Here is a 16,699-nt window from a genome sequence, read left to right on the forward strand (position 1 = left end):
ACAACCTCCAGGACCCGGAGGAAGTGGTGCGCCGCTCGGCCCTGCACGACGTCGACTTCCTGCCCCCGGGCACCGTCACCGGCGCGTAACAAGACCGCGTCCTGAACCCCAGGGGCCCGCAGGCCCGGGTTGCCCATTGGGTGCCCCGGCCCGCGGGGACTCTGCGGGAAATTACCGGTACCCTGCATCCCGGAAGGTGGATTGATCATGACCTGCTCCGTGCGCGCACAGAGTGAGGGCGTTGCGGTCCTCCAATACGGTTCCTCGGACCAGCAGACCGTGGAGTTCCTGATTCCCCCGAACACCGGCAGGCCGCGCGGAACTGCCGTGCTGATCCATGGCGGCTACTGGCGCGCCCGGTTCGATGCCACGCTGATGCACCCGCTGGCCAAAGACCTGACGGCCCGGGGATGGGCGGTCGCCAACATTGAATACCGCAGGGTTGGCAACGGCGGGGGCTGGCCAGCCACCCTGGACGACGTGCAGGCGGCCCTCCAAGCCGTCAGATCCGCCACGCCGCGGGACCGGGCCGGATTGCCCGTCGTCGGCATCGGCCACTCGGTCGGAGGACAGCTTGCCCTGCTGGCCGCCGAAGATCTGGATGCCGTCGTGGCCCTTGCCCCCGTCACCGACGTCGCGCGGGCCGACCGTGAGGGCCTGGGGGAGGGCGCGGCCAGGCAGTTTATGGGATCGGCGTCAACGGACGCCGCCCGCGCATTTGCCCGGGCGTCCCCGATCCGCCGGGTGCCCGTGGGATGTCCCCTGCTGGTTGTCCACGGCGATATCGATGACCGGGTGCCGGTGGAGCATTCGCAGGACTTCACTGCTGCTGCCAAAGCAGCAGGTGACAACGTCGAATTCCGGGTGGTCCCCGGACTGGGGCATCTGGAAGCGATCGACCCGAAGGCCGCGCATTGGGCCGGGGTGGCGGAGTGGATGGATGGACTCATGCCGCTCGCCGGATAAGCCGGCCCCTTTGAGGTCGCGCCGGGCAGGACCGGCGTAATGAATCCGGTACGGGGTCGCCAGAGCCCGGGCGAGGTTGAACAGGTGCCCGGTGGCCGGTTTCCAGGTCGCTGCAGGGCATGGGCCAGGGTGCGAGGGGCCTGTTTAGGCTTTTGAACGCCTGAAGGGGGTCTCGCAGTCCTTTTTTAGACCTAGCCTAAATACAGGCAGGCCGGGCGTTACGCACCGCCGGGGGTTTACCGCATAGGGGGGATAAGGCCCGGAACACTGCTCGACAGATCAGTAGGACATCCATCGTTGCTGATCGGTCCAAACGGTTGCGGGATCCGCAGCTGAAACGACAATTTGGCAGCGGATGCATTCATCCCTGCCCTTTCACAGCAGGACGCCCTCATCAGGGCATGGATATTGGGGAAAATCATGAATAAAGGAATTCTGACCGGCGTCGCGGCGACCGCTTTCGCGGCAACGCTGGCGCTAGCGGCACCGGCTACCGCGGCGGTCACGTTCAATCAGGCCACCGGTGAAGGTTTCGTCGGCAAGGGCGATGTGCAACTGGCCTTCGGCTGGAATAACAGTCAATTGCAGTCTCGGGCAACTGACGTTAAATTCGCCGCGGCATCTGAAACCGTCACGGAAGTGTCCTGGGTGTGCACCAACCCCAGAAACGAGAACACTCAGGAACGTGAGCGAACCACAACGACCAGCACATCCGGCGTTGTATCGGCCGTTACTCGAGACAACAAAACGCGGCAGGTGACCGGATTCAATCTCTCGGGATATGCAGGTGACCCGACACAGACGTCGACCACCGAAGGGAATCAGCTCAACTCTTGCCCCACCAACTGGACTCTCACGACTCCGGCCGGTGACCCCGTAGTGGTGTCCCAGACTTCGGAGTTGACCGCGACCTACGGCACCGTCACTGTCATTTTGGCGCAGTTCTGATATGTAGGTGAACGCCGGGCGGGCAAGGGGTCCGGCGGCCTACGGCCGCCGGACCCCTTGCTATTCCTTCAGCACACGGAAGGCGCTCTCCCGGTCCCTGACCCGAAGTTTGCGCAGGACCGTCGAGACGTGGACGCGGATCGTGGTCGGGGAGACGAACAGCTTGTTAGCGACATCCTCGGTGGACAGGCCTTGGGTGAGGAGTTCCATGACCTCCCACTCCCGGGGGGTCAATTTGGCGGCAGCCGCCGATTTCCGACGCAAGACCCTTCGGCTGGGCGCTCTAAACTCCTGCAGGATACGTGTGACGAGCGCGGGGGTCATTGCCGCCTCGCCGGAGAGTACCCCCCGCAGGACGTCGGCCAGGACTGCCGGGTCCGTGCTCTTGAGCAGGTATCCGGAAGCTCCCGCCCGCAGAGAGTCGAAGAGATCCTCGTCATCAGCGGACTGGGTGAGCATCACTACGGCGGCCTCGGGCAACGTTCGGCTGATCTCCTGAGCGGCGTAGATCCCGTTGCCGGGCATGCTGATGTCGAGTAATACCACGTCGGGACGGTGCTCCATGGCGAGCTGGATCGCTTCCTGGGCAGTGGCGCCCTCTCCGCGCACCTCCCAGCCGTCCGCTTCCAGCGCCTGGCGAACCTTTCCGCGGATCCAGGCGTGATCGTCGGCCATCACGACTCGAAGCCGGTGCTGATCTACCACGTCACCATCACCATGCTTCCTTCCCCCTGCCGCGATGTCACCTCAAGGGACCCGGGCAAGGTCCGGGCCCGGTCCCGCATGCTGATCAAACCATAGCCTGCGTCGGCGCCCGTGGCACTGGCGACGTCGAAGCCCGTGCCGTCGTCCTGTATTACCAGGCGCCGGTGGCCACCGTCCCTGCTCAGGCGGACGGACAGATGCCCGGCGTGGCCGTGGTGCACTGCGTTGGCCACTGCTTCGCGAGTGATGCGCAGCAACGCATGTTGCTGCTCCATGCTGACGTCGATGGAGTCGTCGACCTCGACCTCCAGACGGACTTGGTACCTCTGGGACAGCTCCCGCGCCGTTCGGTGCAGGACGACACCCAGGGGCTCATCCCCGCCGCGACCGAGGGCATGCACCGCAGCACGAGCCTCGTCCAGCGCCCGGTCGCAGGCGGCGAGGATGCGGCTTCTGGCCGGGAGGTCAGGCGGAAGAGAGGATCCTTCCATCCGCAGCAGCGCAAGCTCCTGGATGGCCCCGTCGTGCAGCTCGCGGGCGAGCCGTCGCCGGTCCTCAAGCACAGCCACCCGGGAGTAGACGGCCCAGTACTGCTTGATCTCACGGCTGGCGCCGAAGAGCAGCAGCACGTAGAAGCCGGTCCGCAGCAAATCACCGGTATAGAACCAGTCCGAGTACAGCGAGGGGAACAGAGCGTAGTTGACGCGGGCGAAGGCGGCCAGGGCGCAAGCCGGGCCGAGCCAGCGCAGCAGTGGGTCGGCGCGATCAGCGGCGCGCATGGTGAAGGCGATCGACGCCACGAAAAAGCACACCGTCGCGGCGCTTTGGGCGGTCAGGAACAGTGGATGGACGGCAAGCAGCGCAGGTAGCGTTTCTAGGTTCACGGACCGGTCGAAAGCCACAGGCAGTTGGAACCGGCCCACCCACAGAGCCGAGGACACCATGGCGACGATCCCCATGGGCACGGCCACCACCCACAACCCCGACCTGAATGGCGGCTCTCGAGCCGGGCTCACCAGCGCGGCGGCCGCGATAAGGACCGCACCGATAAGCCTGAGCGTCAGGGGCAGCCAGACAGCGAGGATACCGTCGCTATCTTCGCTCAACGACTCGGTCACCCAGGACAGGCCGGTCCCGGCTACCGCCAGGAGCACGAGGCTTTGGGCGAGCAGCAGGTCCTGCAGCCTCCGGCGACGCACGAACCGGCCGGCCAGCAAATACGCGACCAGCAAGGCCACGCAGGCATCCACCGAGTCCACTACCAGGTGCAGAGACGGACTTCGGTATCCGAACAGCACGTGGGGGCTCCACACCACGAGGCCGGTCACGATGAGCCCAACCGCCCATCCGGCCAACGTCAGTCGGACGACACGCCGAAGGCTTCCCTCATCGAGACGCTCGTCCACCCGGCCTCGGTCTCCTCATCATGCCAAAATAAGAAGAGCTTAGTTTCCCCGGACTCATTGCACACCTAGCCTATCCGCAGCATCAGGCACCCCATAATGACTTCCCCCAGCTTCATGAAAAGAGAAGGGAAAGAAAGAGAACGCCGGCTCCTGTGAATCGCCCGGCAGGCCGTGTCAGAGCTGTCGGACGATCGGCAGAGGCGAACCGAGGACAGGGCCATGGGCGGGGATCAGGCCTCTTTTTTCCGGCATCCGGGCGTGGCGGGCAGTGGCGGGACCACCGGTAGGTGATCAACTCCATCCTGTTCAAGCTGCATGCCAACGCGCTCTGGCGGGACCTGCCCGAGGGGTGCGGGCCTGGAAGACGGCCCAGGAGCGGCTGCGTAAATGGACCGCGGACGGGATCTGGGAGAAGATCATGGCCGAGGCCGCCGCCAAGGACGACGCTGTCGGGAAAGAATGGATCCCCTCGACCGACTCCGTGATCCGGGCCCGCCAGCACGCGGCCGGGGCCCGAAATAAGGGGCTTCAGCCCGTCGGGGCCCTCGCAGGGGACGGCGAAGGGATTGGGCGGTCCCGCGGCGGACTGGGCAGCAGGATCCGCTGGGCCGTGGACGGGCGCGGCCTGTCCATGAGCCTGGTCTTCACACCCGGCACCGTCAAGGCGGCGCCGGCGGCCGGGCTTCGATGCGAGGCGTACGAACACCGCAGCGTCGTCGAACGCTGCTTCAACCGGCTCAGGCAGTTCCGGGACCTGGCCACCCAGTACGCCCAGCGCTGCCTGCTACCGGACCGAACGGCTCATCGCCGCCGCAATCCTGTGGCTGCGGTGATTCACAGGACAGGCCCTGGGACAGCCGGCGGTTCCGACCTCAGGGCCTCGCGTCGCCAACGGGAGGGGCGTAGGGCACGGACCGGAATGTGATCCGGACGAAGAAGGGCGCACCGGACGTCAGGGCCTGCATCGGACGGGCCGTTTCCGGAATTTTGGGACTGCGGGACTCTGTCAGTCTGCAACTCAAGGCGGACCCGTCGCAGTTCGCATACTTCCGGCCGGCTGGTGACACGCACCGTGCGTTGGTCAGGAGTTCGCCACGGCGTCGAATTCCCCCGGCCGGGGAGGTCTTGCGAGCCACATTTCCGGCGTCCGGGAGCGAAATCCGGGGTAGGCAAAATAATCGTTGACGCCTCCACAACCCCTCTGTATTCTCTCATCCTAAGAGGCAGCTATTAGATGCTAATAACTGCGGATGAGGCACAAGGAGGTGCACTTCATGGGGTTCGAAGGAATCAGAGCGGCCGGCGTCGAGAAACGGTACGGCAGCGGCGCGTCCGCCGTGACCGTGCTCGAGGGACTGGACCTGGAGATCCAGCCGCACAGTTTCGTTTCACTGCTGGGCCCGTCCGGCTGCGGCAAGAGCACTTTGCTGAAGATCCTGGGCGGCATCGAGAGTGCCAGCGCCGGGGACGTGACGGTCAACGGGAGTCCCGTGGCGGAGGCGGTGCGCCGCCGCCAGTTCGGACTGGTGCCGCAGAAGGCCGCCCTGCTTCCGTGGAAGACGGCCCTGGAGAATGCGCGGATGCTGCGCCAGATCGCCACCCGCCGCAAGCGCGGAGCGGACATCGAGGAGGCAGCGGCCAGGGCGCTGGAGATGGTCGGCCTGACCGAAGCCGCCCACAAGCTCCCGCACGAGCTCTCCGGCGGCATGGCCCAGCGTGTCTCCATCGCCCGCGCCCTGGCGCTGGACCCGGAGATCCTGCTGATGGACGAGCCGTTCGGGGCACTGGATGCGATCACCCGCGACGAGATGAACCTGCGCCTGGCCGAGGTCTGGGCCGAGACCCGCAAGACGGTCGTCTTTGTCACCCACTCGATTCCCGAGGCGGTGTTCCTCTCGGACGTCATCCACGTCATGGGGACCAAGCCCGGGCGGATCATCGAAACGCTGGAAATTGACCTGCCCCGGCCGCGCACCCTGGAAGTCTTCGACACCCCGGCCTTCCAGGAGTACGCGACGCACCTGCGGCGCCAGCTTGAGCCGAAGGCGGTGGCGTGATGCTCAAGGACGGCGCCGGGACCATCCCCCGGAACACATCGGCGAAGCCGGGCCGGCCGCCCGCCGCGGGGCAGCAGGCCCGGGCCGTACGGAGGCAGCCGGGCCAAAAATTCACATCCTGGCTTGTGCGGGTCTGGCCGGCCGCCGCCGTTTTTGCCGCCGTGGTTTTGATTTGGGAAATAGGCGTCGGGCTGCTGAATCTGTCCAGCTTCGTCATTGCCAAGCCCAGCGAATTCATGCAGGAAATGTGGATTTCCCGCGAAATGCTGCTGGATGCCACCTGGGTGACCACCGAGGAAATTCTCCAGGGATTCCTCGTCAGTGTTGTCGTCGGCATTGCGCTGGCACTGGTGCTGGCTCGCTTCCACTGGGCGGAACGGGCGCTCTACCCGCTGATCGTGCTGTTCCAGGTGGTGCCCAAGGTGGCCCTGGCGCCGATCTTCATCCTCTGGTTCGGCTACGGGCTGGCCCCGAAGGTCGTGCTCATCGTGGTCATCGCGTTCTTCCCCATCACGCTGAACATGCTGGTCGGGCTCAAGGCCATCGACAAGGAACTGCTGCTGCTGATGCGTTCCGTCGGCGCCAGCAGGAACCAGGTGCTCACCCAGATCCAGGTCCCGACCTCCCTGCCCTACCTCTTCGCCGGACTCCGGATCGCCATCACCCTGGCCGTGATCGGTGCCGTCGTCGCCGAGTTCGCCGGCGCCCAGAACGGGCTCGGCTACCTGATCCAGTTCGCCTCGACCCAGCTGGACACCCCGCTGATGTTCGCGGCCCTGATCCTGGTTTCCGTCCTCGGCCTGGTCCTCTACTACGCCATGTCCCTGGCCGAGTACCTGCTGGCCCGGAAGTTCCCGCACATCACCCTTCAGCCGACCACCTGACAGTCCGATCCGTTCCCTAAACGCTCCACAAAGAGGAGAGCCATCATGAAGATTTCCCGTGCCCTGGCAGCGTCCTTTGCCGCCGGCAGCCTGCTGCTCCTGACCGCCTGCGGCTCCGGCCAGAACCAGGCAGAGGCCAAGCCTGCGGCGGAAGGCGGTCTCGACCAGGTGACCGTGCAGCTGGACTACCAGCTTCGCGGCAACCACGCCATGTTCCACGTGGCCAAGGAGAAAGGCTACTTCAAGGACGAAGGCATCGAAGTCACCGCCATCAACACCGGCAGCGGCTCGCCCGACACGCTGCGCCTGGTCGGCACCGGCGGCGCCGACTTCGGCTTCGCCGACCTGCCCTCGCTGGTCACCGCCCGGACCCAGAACGTCCCGGTGAAGGCGATTGCGGCCGTCAACCAGGTCTCGCCGCTGGGCCTGTGCTCGCTGAAGGAGAACCTGGAGCTCACCGGCCCCGACGCCCTGAAGGGAAAGACCATGGGCGTTCATCCGGCAGGCTCGACCTACATCTTCTACAAGGCCCTGCTGGCCAAGAACGACATCGACAAGAAGTCCGTGACGGAGCTGACGGTTACCCCGCCCTATGAAAACTACCTGATGCAGGGCAAGGTGGACGCCGTCGTCTGCTATGAAGACGCCGAAGTGCCGCTGCTGGAACAGCATGCCGGCGGCGAGGGAAAGCTCAGCATCCTGCGCGGATCCGACTACGGCTATGACGCCTACGGCTCCGGCCTGTTCACCACGGACAAGCTGATCGACAGCGACCCGGACCTCGTGCAGCGCTTTACCAACGCCTACCTGAAGGCCTTCGACTGGGTGGCCAAGAACCCGAACGACGCCGCCGAGCTGCTCGCCGGAACCTCCCCGGAACTGGCGGACAAGAAGGACCTGTTCGCCAAGCAGCTGCAGGCGGACGTCGACGTCACCTTCACCTCGGACAAGACCAAGGAACAGGGGCTCGGCGCCATGGACGAGCAGATGTGGAAATCCACCATCGGCATCCTGGCCGGCCAGAAGGTGATCAAGACCGCCCCGCAGCCTTCCGAGGTCTACACCAACGAGTTCATCGAGAACTCGAAGGCCAAGTGACAGGAGCGGACAACAGCCATGCTGACATCAACGGAAAAGAACGGCCGGCACGCGGAGATCGCCGGCGCCGGTTTTGCCGGCCTGACCGCGGCGGCGGCGCTGGCCAGGATGGGGTGGACCGTCCGGGTCCACGAAAGCAGCAGCGAACTGCGCGAACAGGGCGCGGGCATCGTGCTGTGGCACAACAGCCTGAAGGTGCTCGAAGCCGTCGGGGCCCTGGAGGCCGTCCTGCAGGACTCCATGACGCCGCCCTTCTATGAGACACGGATGCACCACGAAAGCGTGTCGCACGAGGACTTCGGCGGGCTCTTCTGGCGCACCACCACCCGGCCCTACCTCTACAAGTGCCTGCTGGAAACGGCCCGGGCCGCCGGCGTCGAGATCGTGACCGGCTCGGAAGCCGTGGCGGCAACCCCGGACGGAACGCTGACCCTGGCCTCGGGCCGGACGCTCGAGGCGGACCTGGTGGTCGGGGCCGACGGCGTGAAGTCCCGGGTGCGCGATTCGATCGGCTTCGAGCAGGAGCGGTGGAAGTCGCGCGACGGCATCACCCGCTTCCTGGTGCCGCGGCTGAAGGACCGGCTCGGCGAGGGGGAGTGGGACAACGTCATTGACTTCTGGAACCTGGAACCGCGCTACCTGCGCGTGCTCTACGTTCCCTGCAACGAGCGGGAGCTGTACATCGCCCTCGGCGCACCCCGCGCCGACGAACAGGGCAGCCGCACGCCGATCGACCTGGAGCTGTGGAGTTCGGCCTACCCCGAGCTGACGCCGGTCCTGGAGGCGGCGGCCCAGGCCCCGGACCCGAAGTACTACGGCTACGAGACCACGGTGCTGGAAAAGTGGAGCGAAGGCCGGGTTGCGCTGATCGGCGACGCCGCCCATGCCATGTGCCCGGCCCTGGCCCAGGGCGCCGGCACCGCAATGCAGAACGCCTACACCCTGGCGGTCGCCGCGACCGGGGCCAGCCTCCCGGACCTGCCCGACGCGCTGGTGGAGTGGGACCGGCTCGAACACCCGATCACCGAGCGCTGCCAGCGCCGCTCCGCCGAGTACGCGGCGAACCGCGGCATGTCCAAGGGCAACCAGTTCACCGAGGAAAACCTCGAAACCGCCAAATACGACCCCACCGACCCCGGGCGTCACGCCCTGACGGGAGCACAGCAATGACCCGGCTGATCGGCGACTTCTACGAAGTCCGGTCCTTCCACAGCACCATCCAGGAGATCGTCCACGAGGGCGGCCCGGCGGCCGAAGAACCCCTGCTGAAGGCCTGCGTGGGCGTCGTCATCCGCAACCCCTTCGCCGGGCGGTACGTCGAGGACCTCTCGCCGCTGACCAGTCCGAGCCCGGCGCTGGGCACCGAACTGGGACGGCGGACCGCGGCGCTGCTGGGCGGGCGCAAGGTCGAAGGCTACGGCAAGGGCGGCATCGCCGGCCTGGCCGGCGAACAGGACCACGTGGTCGCCTGCGTCACCACCGTCTTCGGCAATGCCTTCCGGGATGCCGTCGGCGGCGGCGCGGCCTGGATCAGCTCCACCACCAAGACCGCCGCGGCCGGCACCGCGATCGACATCCCGCTGGCCTTCAAGGACGAGGTCTACGTGCGGTCGCACTACGACACGATCTCGTTCCAGGTCCCGGACGGCCCGCGTCCGGACGAGCTGCTGATCTGCGTGGCCGTCTCCACCGGCGGACGCATCCACGAACGGGTCGGCGGCCTGAGCGTCGCCGAATACCAGGCCTCCCTGGCCTAGCCGGACCACCCACACCGTCAGGAGAAACCGTGCAAGACTTCGACAGCCTCTACAGCAACGACCAGTCCGTCCTGAACACCCTCCACCAGCTGGCCCGCGCCCACCGGATCCTGGAAATGGAAGGGCACGGGGACATGTCCCTGGGCCACATGAGCTACCGCGACCCGGAAGGCCGCGGCATGTGGCTCAAGCGCGGCAACCTCGGCCTGGACGAGGTCCAGGCCGAGGACTTCCTCCTCGTGGACTTCGAAGGCAACGTGCTCGAGGGCAAGGGCATCCTGCACCTGGAGTGGCCGTTGCACTCCGAGCTGTACCTGGCCCGCCCCGACGTAAACTTCATCGGCCACTCCCACCCCTTCTACACCACGGCCTTCGCCACCACCACCGCGGCATTCGGCCCCTACACCAATGAAGGGGTCTGGTTCGCCAAGGACGGGGTGCCGCGCTTCGACCTGACCTCGAACATCATCACGACCGTGGAGCTGGGCAAGGAGCACGCCACGGCCATGGGCAACTCGCTGGCCATCCTGCTGAGCAACCACGGCTGCAGCTTCGTCGGCGAGACCGTGCAGGACGTCACCCTGGCCGGGGTGTTCCTGGAGCGGGCCTGCAGGTTCCACCTGACCCTGGCCACCTCCGGCCTTGACTACCGGCTGCCCCCGCAGGAGGAAACCGACTTCAAGCTCGAGGAAATCTACCGGCCCAAGGCCCGCAACAACTTCTGGAACTACTACAACCGCCGGCTCGACCGCCTGGAGAAGTCCGGACGCCTCTAACCCCCTGCGGAACCACAAGGAGAAACATGTCAATTCCCGCCATCACCACGGTCATCGGCTCCGGCAGCATGGGCCCCGGGATCGCCGCGCTGCTGGCCCGCAGCGGCAGCCAGGTCCGGCTCAACGACATCAGCCAGGAGGCGCTCGACAAGGCCCGGAAGGTCATCGACGGCGCCGCCGCCGTGCTGGACGAGCTGGGCACCCCCTCTGTCGACGGCGGCTCCGTCACCTACGAGACGGACCTGCGCGCCGCCCTCGACGGCGCCGATTTCGTCATCGAGGCGGTCCCCGAAAAGCTGGAGCTGAAGCGGACGGTCCTCGCCCAGGTCGAGGAACTGGTGTCCCCGGCCACCATCATCGCCACCAACACCTCCGGCATCCCGATCACCACGATGGCCGAAAACATGCAGCACCCGGAGCGCTTCATCGGAATGCACTGGTCCAACCCGCCCCACCTGATCCCGATGATCGAGGTCATCAGGGGCGAGCAGACCTCCGAAGAAGTGGAGAAGGAGCTCGTCACCATCGTCGAGTCCTTCGGCTACGAGGCCGTGCGGGAGAAGGAGAAGGCTGGGTTCGTCGAGAACCGGGTGCTGTACGCCGTCCTGCGCGAGTGCATGGCCCTGCTCGAGGAAGGCATCGCCACCCAGAAGGACCTGGACACCTGCATCAAGTGGGGCGTCGGCTACAAGCTCGCCGTCATCGGGCCGATGCGCCTGGTGGACATGGCCGGCCTGGACATCTACGAGTCCGTGGCGGGCTACCTGAACCAGGACCTGGACGACTGCAAGGACGTCCCGGAGCTGGTGGGCAAGCTGACCGCCGCGGGACGACTGGGCATGAAGAGCGGCCAGGGCCTCTACGACTACGCCGAGGGCGAGGTGGACGCCAAGCGCGCCGACATCATCCGGGGCCTCGTGGCGGTGCGCAAGACCCTGTCCGAAATCACCCCCATCTGACCAATGGACACCACCAGCCTGCAGTACGCCGACCTCGACGGCGTGCGCCTGTGCTACCGGGACGGCGGGGAGGGCCGGCCGCTGCTCTTCCTGCACGGCACCTCCGCCAGCCTGGGCGTCTGGGACGGGGTAATCGGGCACCTGGACGGCGGGTACCGCACGATCGCCCTGGACCAGCGCGGCCACGGGCGCAGCAGCAAGCCCGCCCGCGGCTACTCCCAAAAGGACTTCGCCCGGGACATCCTGGGCCTGGTGTCCGGCCTCGGGCTGCAGGACGTGGTCCTGGTCGGGCACTCCCTGGGCGCCCGGAACGCGGTCGTCGCGGCAGCCGCGGCACCGGAACTGTTCGCCGGCGTCGTCGCCGTCGACTACCTGCCCTTCGTGGAGCCGCAGGTGATCGATGACCTGGAGGACCGGGTGCTGGGCGGGTACCGGAGCTTCGGCAGCGAAGCGGAGATCGTCGACTACCTGTGCGCACGGTACCCGCGGACTCCGCGGGCGGCCCTGCAGCGCCGGGCCGCCTACGGCTACCAGCGGCAGGAGGACTGCTTCCTGCCGCTGGCGGACCCCGGGGCCATGCGCGGGACGGTGGACAGCTTCCGTACCGACTTCGCGGATGCCTTCCGGTCCGTCCGGGTGCCGGTGGCGGTGCTGCGCGGCGAGCACAGCGGGATTGTCTCGGCCCGGGCCTGCGCCCGGGCGCAGCAGGAGCGCCCCGACTTCACCTACGTCACGGTCCCGGACTGCGACCACTACATCCCGGAGGCCGCACCGGAGGCGATAGCCCGGGCGATCTCCACAAGTTTCCCTACCGCTGACATGAAAGGCTTAACCTCATGCCCTTGAACATCCAGGATCTGAAAGTAACCGTTGACGAGATCGAACCGGGCGGGCGCATCCCCGAGCGGTTTGCCGCCGACCACGGCAACGAAACACCGAAGGTGTCAATCTCGGGAATCCCCGCCGGGACGCTGGAACTGGCCCTGATCCTGCACGATCCGGACGCGCCGCTGCCGAACGGGTTCACGCACTGGGTCGCCTACGGCATCAGCCCGCTGGACGGCTTGGTCAGCGGCGAGGTACGGCTGGGCCCCAACGGCATCGGGGAAGCCTCGTACACCGGCCCGCAGCCGCCGTCCGGCCACGGCATTCACCACTACTATTTTTGGGTCTATGCTCTCGATACCCGGGTAGAAGGCAACCCCTCGCGGGAAGAGTTCCTGGCCGCCTATGCAGGCAACATCCTGGAACAGGCCCGCCTGGTCGCAACATTTGATGCCTGACCGGCACTGCCGGCCCATCTTTTCCGGGGCCGGCAAGACGGCCGGGCCTTCACCTTCAGAAAGGGGTGAGCCTACATGGCAGCAAGCGGCAAGACTCCCGGCGTTGACAGCGCCCGCCGCGTCCTCAAGGTCCTGCTGCTCTTTGAGGACCGCCCGTCCCTGACGGCGGAGGAGATCGCCTCCATGATCGGCATCTCCATTCCCTCCGCCTACCGCTATGTCTCGCTCCTGAGGGAAATGGCGCTGGTGGAGGAAGCCGGCGGCGGACGCTACGTGCTCACCACCCGCATACTGACCCTGGCTGAGTCCGTGGACACGTCCACCCACCTGCGCCTGGCCGCAGCGGGCGTGCTCGAGGAGCTCAGGCAGGCCACGGGGGAGACCGCACTGCTCATTGAGCAGTCGGGCGACTACGCAACCTGCACGGCGATTTGCGAGTCGGATATGGCGATCAGGATCTCGTATGCGCCGGGGGCGATCCAGCCGCTGCACCGCGGTGCGGGGGCCAAGGTGCTGCTGGCCACCCAGGGCGAGCAGTGGATCCGCCGCTACCTGGACCGGGTCGAGCCGTCGATGCCGGCCAAGGACCGGGACCGCCTCATCCGGGCCCTGCAGGAGCAGCTGAAGGCACCCTACGCTGTCAGCCGCTCGGAGTTGGACGACGGCGTGTGCGCCGTCGCGGCCCCGGTCACCCTTGGCGGACGGGTCATCGCATCGCTCTCGGTGGCCGGCCCCGAATACCGCATCACGCCGGCCATGCTGGAAAAATTCGGCCACCTGGTGCGCCGGGCCGCCGACGGCCTCGCAACGCGGCTGAACTCACCGCCGTCAGGGGAACAGGTCCGTGTCTCCTGAGGCCTTGAACCCGAATGCCTGCCCGGTCCGCCGCGGCAGCCGCCCGAGGCCGTAAGACGGGACAGCAGGACGGGGGACGACGGCGGCACGCACGCGCCGCCGTCGTCCCCCGAAAGGCGGCGGATCAGTACTTGTAGGACTGGCCGCCGTCGATCGGGATGACCGCAGCGTTGATGAAGCCGGCGTCCCCGGAAAGCAGGAACGCGACCAGGTGGGCGACTTCCTCGGGCTTGCCGAAGCGCTTCATCGGGTTCGGCTGCACGAACTCCTCGCCGACCTGCTCCCAGTTCTCGGGATCCATCTGCTTCAGCGACCCTTCCACCATGGGGGTCATGATGGCGCCCGGGGCGATGGCATTGACCTGGATGCCGAACTGGCCGTATTCGATGCCGGAGTTGCGGGTCAGGCCCACCACGCCGTGCTTGGAGGCGGCGTAGCCGGACTGGTTGCCGACGCCGCGGATGCCGCCGACGGAGGCGGTGTTCACGACGGCACCGGAGCCCTGCTCCTTCATGACCTTCAGGACATGCTTGAGCCCGTAGAAAACGCCGTTGAGGTTAATATTGACGACCTTGCCGAACTCGTCCGAGCCGAAGTCCTCGGTCAGGTTTTGCTTTCCCTCGATGCCGGCGTTATTGAAGAACCCGTCGATCGTGCCGAAGCGCTTGACGGCCTCGGCGACGTAGTTTTCGACCTCGGCCTCGCTGGCGACGTTGGCGGTGACCAGGAGCACTTCCGCGTCCGGGGCCGCATTCCGGATTTCCTTCCCGGTCTCCTGCAGGCCGGCCTCGTTGAGGTCAACCAGCGTCAGCCTGCCCTGCTCCTTGGCGATCCGGATGGCGGCCGCGCGGCCCAGGCCCGATCCTGCGCCGGTGATAATGACGGACTTGTCCTTGAACCTCTGCATGGTGATTCCCTTCTGTCCACGTAGCGTCGGCTTTCGTCGCTATTCATGCAAACGCATGAATGAATGCCGGATATTCCGTTCTTGAGTGCGATCTCGGTCACGGATATAAGTGGCCGGAAGAGGTGCTGCCTCCCGGTCTAAAATATGTGGGATTCACGTCGCCTGCGTGCCGGATGCGCGGAGATACCGGTTTGCGGCCGGTTTTATTCGGGATGGCATAAAGCACCCGGAGCCGGGGAGGGTCCGGTTCGAAAAAATTCCTTTGCCGGTGTTGAGATAAGCGGGCGGAGCAGCGGGGCGGGCTCCAATTCTTATTGGCTTTATTTTTGTTTTGCGGGTAGGGTTCGGTTAAGCCGTTTAATTCCTGCCCGGGGTGGGGCTGTGAAGAATGGACCCCGACTTGGAAAAGCGGTGAATTAAACGCGCGGACAAGCGATTTGGAGCTGGTGCGCCGCGGGGCGGGCGGGACAACCTCCGGCGGTGTTCCGCTGCCCGCTGCGGAAGCAGCCGCCTGGACGAGGAGGTTCCGATGCCTTTGACCCACGAAGAACGAAAACAGCTGGAGCAGCTGGAGCGCGAGCTAAGCCGCGAAGATCCCGAGTTTGCCCGGAAACTGCGCAGCGGCCTGGTCGTTGTCTCGTTCAACAGGAGCCCTTGGAATCCGGTCGTGCTGCTGGCCGGTGTCCTGGTCCTGCTGGCGGGGCTCGCGGCGCAAATCATCGCCATCGGGGTTATTGGTTTCCTCCTCATGGGCGCCGGCGCCTACCGAATGAGCGGTAAACCAAAATCACCCGAAGGGCTGCGTTAACGGCGAGCCGGAGGCAGATCACAGGGATCGAATGAAGGGATTAACCGTGCGGCAGAGCAACATTATTTTCACCATGACCGCGACGCCCCGTGAAGGCGGTGAGCGGATCTTCCGCAACAGCATTGGACGGATTGCAGCCGACGGAGCAGGGGGCGCCACTTTCGGCACCGTTGAGCTTGCTGACAGCGCGGCCGTGCTGCGCGGGGAAATAGTCGCCGACCCCCGCCTGGTCACCAACCGGAGCCTCGCGGAGTACCTGGAGGACACCCTGGCTTCGAAGGAAGACATCCATCTGGACCTCGATGTCCGGATCCAGGCCCGCAGCCTGCCGCTGTCCGGCAGGCGGGCCGCGGCGATGGCGGCGTAACTGCGGCCAGAAGGCGGAGGCGGGAACCGCCTCCGCCGGCGGGCGCCGGCGTCGTGAACGTTGCTGACGACGCCGGCAGCCGGGGCCACTGTTCCAAAACTGTGGGCCCGGTTCGGCTGGCCCCTCCTGTCAAAAGAGGACGGTGCACTTTGCTGTCCGGAATGCCTAACCAGGCGCGGGCCGGCCGCCGATAATTAAGCGCGATAACGCATTGATGTATCCGGGGGACAGGCGGGACGGAACAGCCGGCCGCAGCCGTATCACCCCGGCCCGGCGGCGCCGTCGTCAATATGGGCCTGGAGACCATCACTCACATCGGGAGGAACGCCATGTCAGAGAACGGTTCGGGCTACCCGGCCGGGGCGCCGCAGGATCCGTACCGGCGGCAGCCGGTGCAGGACCCCTACCAGCAGCAGGTGCCCCCGGCGTACCAGCCGGGTTCGTACCAGCAGCAGATGCCGCCGCAGGGCTACGGGCAGCCGTACCCGGGCTACCAGCTGCCCGCGCCGCAGAAGTCCAAGCTGGTCGCCGGCCTGCTGGGCATCTTCCTGGGCGGCCTGGGCATCCACCGGTTCTACCTGGGCCACACCACCATCGGCGTCGTCCAGCTGCTGCTGACCATTTTCCTGGGTGCCTTTACCTTCGGCCTGGTGGGGCTGTGGGGCTTTGTCGAGGGCATCATGATCCTCTGCGGCGCGCAGATGTTCCGCGCCGACGCCAGGGGCGTGCCGCTGCGGGATTAGCCGGCATTCCGGACACAGCGAAGTCCGGAATGCCGGCTAATCCCGCAGCAAGGAGCCGGCGCATTTGCAGGCAGGCTAGTCCGACGGCGTTGTCGCCGCCGGGGCGTCGGCAGGGGCCGTGGGCTGCGGTGCCGCCGGTTCCGTGGCCGGCGCGGGGGCCGGTTCCGTCGCGGTCCCGGT

At 66.4% G+C, this 16,699-nt stretch carries 19 protein-coding genes; 16 read left to right on the forward strand and 3 right to left on the reverse strand.

Annotation, left to right across the window (positions count from 1 at the left end; translation table 11 throughout):
- Window positions 1-207 precede the first annotated feature (207 nt).
- Window positions 208-966 (forward strand): alpha/beta hydrolase family protein, encoded by a 759-nt coding sequence (locus ACFQ36_RS12775; protein ID WP_377014183.1) that lies wholly within the window; start codon window positions 208-210, stop codon window positions 964-966.
- Window positions 967-1,311: 345 nt separating this feature from the next.
- Window positions 1,312-1,914, forward strand: coding sequence for a hypothetical protein (locus ACFQ36_RS12780; protein ID WP_377014184.1), 603 nt, complete (start codon window positions 1,312-1,314; stop codon window positions 1,912-1,914).
- Between the two features lie 60 nt (window positions 1,915-1,974).
- Here the strand turns inward: ACFQ36_RS12780 and ACFQ36_RS12785 are convergent, their stop codons facing one another.
- Window positions 1,975-2,619 (reverse strand): response regulator, encoded by a 645-nt coding sequence (locus ACFQ36_RS12785; RefSeq protein ID WP_377014185.1) that lies wholly within the window; start codon window positions 2,617-2,619, stop codon window positions 1,975-1,977.
- A complete protein-coding gene (locus ACFQ36_RS12790; RefSeq protein ID WP_377014186.1) occupies window positions 2,613-4,025 on the reverse strand; it encodes a sensor histidine kinase in 1,413 nt (470 codons plus the stop codon). Before ACFQ36_RS12790 ends, ACFQ36_RS12785 begins: the two co-directional genes overlap by 7 nt.
- A gap of 349 nt (window positions 4,026-4,374) precedes the next feature.
- Here ACFQ36_RS12790 and ACFQ36_RS12795 point away from each other — a divergent pair, with 349 nt between their 5' ends.
- The 11 genes from ACFQ36_RS12795 to ACFQ36_RS12845 all read left to right on the forward strand — a co-directional run bounded on the left by ACFQ36_RS12795 (window position 4,375) and on the right by ACFQ36_RS12845 (window position 13,694).
- The gene (locus ACFQ36_RS12795; protein ID WP_377014187.1) at window positions 4,375-4,950 is read left to right on the forward strand and encodes a hypothetical protein; all 576 of its coding nucleotides are present in this window, start codon (window positions 4,375-4,377) and stop codon (window positions 4,948-4,950) included.
- 349 nt (window positions 4,951-5,299) lie between these two features.
- On the forward strand, window positions 5,300-6,082 hold the full coding sequence (locus tag ACFQ36_RS12800; RefSeq protein WP_377014188.1) for an ABC transporter ATP-binding protein: 783 nt from the start codon (window positions 5,300-5,302) through the stop codon (window positions 6,080-6,082).
- Window positions 6,082-6,966, forward strand: a complete 885-nt coding sequence (locus tag ACFQ36_RS12805; protein ID WP_377014201.1) for an ABC transporter permease — start codon at window positions 6,082-6,084, stop codon at window positions 6,964-6,966. The genes ACFQ36_RS12800 and ACFQ36_RS12805 overlap by 1 nt, the downstream gene beginning before the upstream one ends.
- 45 nt (window positions 6,967-7,011) lie before the next feature.
- Window positions 7,012-8,064: an ABC transporter substrate-binding protein gene (locus ACFQ36_RS12810; protein WP_377014189.1), complete on the forward strand. Its 1,053-nt coding sequence runs from the start codon at window positions 7,012-7,014 to the stop codon at window positions 8,062-8,064.
- An 18-nt stretch (window positions 8,065-8,082) separates the two neighbouring features.
- Entirely contained in the window at window positions 8,083-9,234 is a 1,152-nt protein-coding gene (locus ACFQ36_RS12815) for an FAD-dependent oxidoreductase (protein WP_377014190.1), read from the forward strand.
- Entirely contained in the window at window positions 9,231-9,821 is a 591-nt protein-coding gene (locus ACFQ36_RS12820; protein ID WP_377014191.1) for an amino acid synthesis family protein, read from the forward strand. The genes ACFQ36_RS12815 and ACFQ36_RS12820 overlap by 4 nt, the downstream gene beginning before the upstream one ends.
- A gap of 29 nt (window positions 9,822-9,850) precedes the next feature.
- Window positions 9,851-10,597, forward strand: a complete 747-nt coding sequence (locus ACFQ36_RS12825) for a class II aldolase/adducin family protein (RefSeq protein ID WP_377014192.1) — start codon at window positions 9,851-9,853, stop codon at window positions 10,595-10,597.
- 26 nt (window positions 10,598-10,623) lie between these two features.
- Window positions 10,624-11,556, forward strand: coding sequence for a 3-hydroxyacyl-CoA dehydrogenase NAD-binding domain-containing protein (locus ACFQ36_RS12830; RefSeq protein ID WP_377014193.1), 933 nt, complete (start codon window positions 10,624-10,626; stop codon window positions 11,554-11,556).
- A 3-nt stretch (window positions 11,557-11,559) separates the two neighbouring features.
- Window positions 11,560-12,402 (forward strand): alpha/beta fold hydrolase, encoded by an 843-nt coding sequence (locus ACFQ36_RS12835; RefSeq protein ID WP_377014194.1) that lies wholly within the window; start codon window positions 11,560-11,562, stop codon window positions 12,400-12,402.
- Window positions 12,393-12,839 (forward strand): YbhB/YbcL family Raf kinase inhibitor-like protein, encoded by a 447-nt coding sequence (locus ACFQ36_RS12840; RefSeq protein WP_377014195.1) that lies wholly within the window; start codon window positions 12,393-12,395, stop codon window positions 12,837-12,839. The genes ACFQ36_RS12835 and ACFQ36_RS12840 overlap by 10 nt, the downstream gene beginning before the upstream one ends.
- A 75-nt stretch (window positions 12,840-12,914) precedes the next feature.
- The gene (locus ACFQ36_RS12845) at window positions 12,915-13,694 is read left to right on the forward strand and encodes an IclR family transcriptional regulator (RefSeq protein WP_377014196.1); all 780 of its coding nucleotides are present in this window, start codon (window positions 12,915-12,917) and stop codon (window positions 13,692-13,694) included.
- Window positions 13,695-13,818: 124 nt separating this feature from the next.
- On the opposite strand, the gene ACFQ36_RS12850 is transcribed toward ACFQ36_RS12845, so the two are convergent.
- Window positions 13,819-14,601 (reverse strand): SDR family oxidoreductase, encoded by a 783-nt coding sequence (locus ACFQ36_RS12850; RefSeq protein WP_377014197.1) that lies wholly within the window; start codon window positions 14,599-14,601, stop codon window positions 13,819-13,821.
- A gap of 529 nt (window positions 14,602-15,130) precedes the next feature.
- On the opposite strand from ACFQ36_RS12850, the gene ACFQ36_RS12855 reads away from it, so the two are divergent.
- From ACFQ36_RS12855 to ACFQ36_RS12865, 3 genes are all read left to right on the forward strand, one after another.
- Window positions 15,131-15,409 carry a DUF3040 domain-containing protein gene (locus ACFQ36_RS12855; RefSeq protein WP_377014198.1) on the forward strand — a complete coding sequence of 93 codons (279 nt, stop codon included), beginning with the start codon at window positions 15,131-15,133 and terminating at the stop codon, window positions 15,407-15,409.
- 46 nt (window positions 15,410-15,455) lie between these two features.
- On the forward strand, window positions 15,456-15,776 hold the full coding sequence (locus ACFQ36_RS12860; protein ID WP_377014199.1) for a hypothetical protein: 321 nt from the start codon (window positions 15,456-15,458) through the stop codon (window positions 15,774-15,776).
- Window positions 15,777-16,105: 329 nt separating this feature from the next.
- The gene (locus ACFQ36_RS12865) at window positions 16,106-16,519 is read left to right on the forward strand and encodes an NINE protein (protein WP_377014200.1); all 414 of its coding nucleotides are present in this window, start codon (window positions 16,106-16,108) and stop codon (window positions 16,517-16,519) included.
- The last annotated feature ends 180 nt before the right edge of the window (window positions 16,520-16,699 follow it).

Source organism: Arthrobacter sp. GCM10027362, assembly GCF_042679445.1.
Taxonomy (GTDB): Bacteria; Actinomycetota; Actinomycetes; order Actinomycetales; family Micrococcaceae; genus Crystallibacter.

Excerpts from the sequence above, each read along its gene's own strand:
- ACFQ36_RS12775 (WP_377014183.1), top strand. The coding sequence starts at position 208 with ATGACCTGCTCCGTGCGCGCACAGAGTGAGGGCGTTGCGGTCCTCCAA.
- ACFQ36_RS12800 (WP_377014188.1), top strand. The coding sequence starts at position 5,300 with ATGGGGTTCGAAGGAATCAGAGCGGCCGGCGTCGAGAAACGGTACGGC.
- ACFQ36_RS12805 (WP_377014201.1), top strand. The coding sequence starts at position 6,082 with ATGCTCAAGGACGGCGCCGGGACCATCCCCCGGAACACATCGGCGAAG.
- ACFQ36_RS12810 (WP_377014189.1), top strand. The coding sequence starts at position 7,012 with ATGAAGATTTCCCGTGCCCTGGCAGCGTCCTTTGCCGCCGGCAGCCTG.
- ACFQ36_RS12815 (WP_377014190.1), top strand. The coding sequence starts at position 8,083 with ATGCTGACATCAACGGAAAAGAACGGCCGGCACGCGGAGATCGCCGGC.
- ACFQ36_RS12820 (WP_377014191.1), top strand. The coding sequence starts at position 9,231 with ATGACCCGGCTGATCGGCGACTTCTACGAAGTCCGGTCCTTCCACAGC.
- ACFQ36_RS12830 (WP_377014193.1), top strand. The coding sequence starts at position 10,624 with ATGTCAATTCCCGCCATCACCACGGTCATCGGCTCCGGCAGCATGGGC.
- ACFQ36_RS12835 (WP_377014194.1), top strand. The coding sequence starts at position 11,560 with ATGGACACCACCAGCCTGCAGTACGCCGACCTCGACGGCGTGCGCCTG.
- ACFQ36_RS12840 (WP_377014195.1), top strand. The coding sequence starts at position 12,393 with ATGCCCTTGAACATCCAGGATCTGAAAGTAACCGTTGACGAGATCGAA.
- ACFQ36_RS12845 (WP_377014196.1), top strand. The coding sequence starts at position 12,915 with ATGGCAGCAAGCGGCAAGACTCCCGGCGTTGACAGCGCCCGCCGCGTC.
- ACFQ36_RS12850 (WP_377014197.1), bottom strand. The coding sequence starts at position 14,601 with ATGCAGAGGTTCAAGGACAAGTCCGTCATTATCACCGGCGCAGGATCG.
- ACFQ36_RS12855 (WP_377014198.1), top strand. The coding sequence starts at position 15,131 with ATGCCTTTGACCCACGAAGAACGAAAACAGCTGGAGCAGCTGGAGCGC.
- ACFQ36_RS12865 (WP_377014200.1), top strand. The coding sequence starts at position 16,106 with ATGTCAGAGAACGGTTCGGGCTACCCGGCCGGGGCGCCGCAGGATCCG.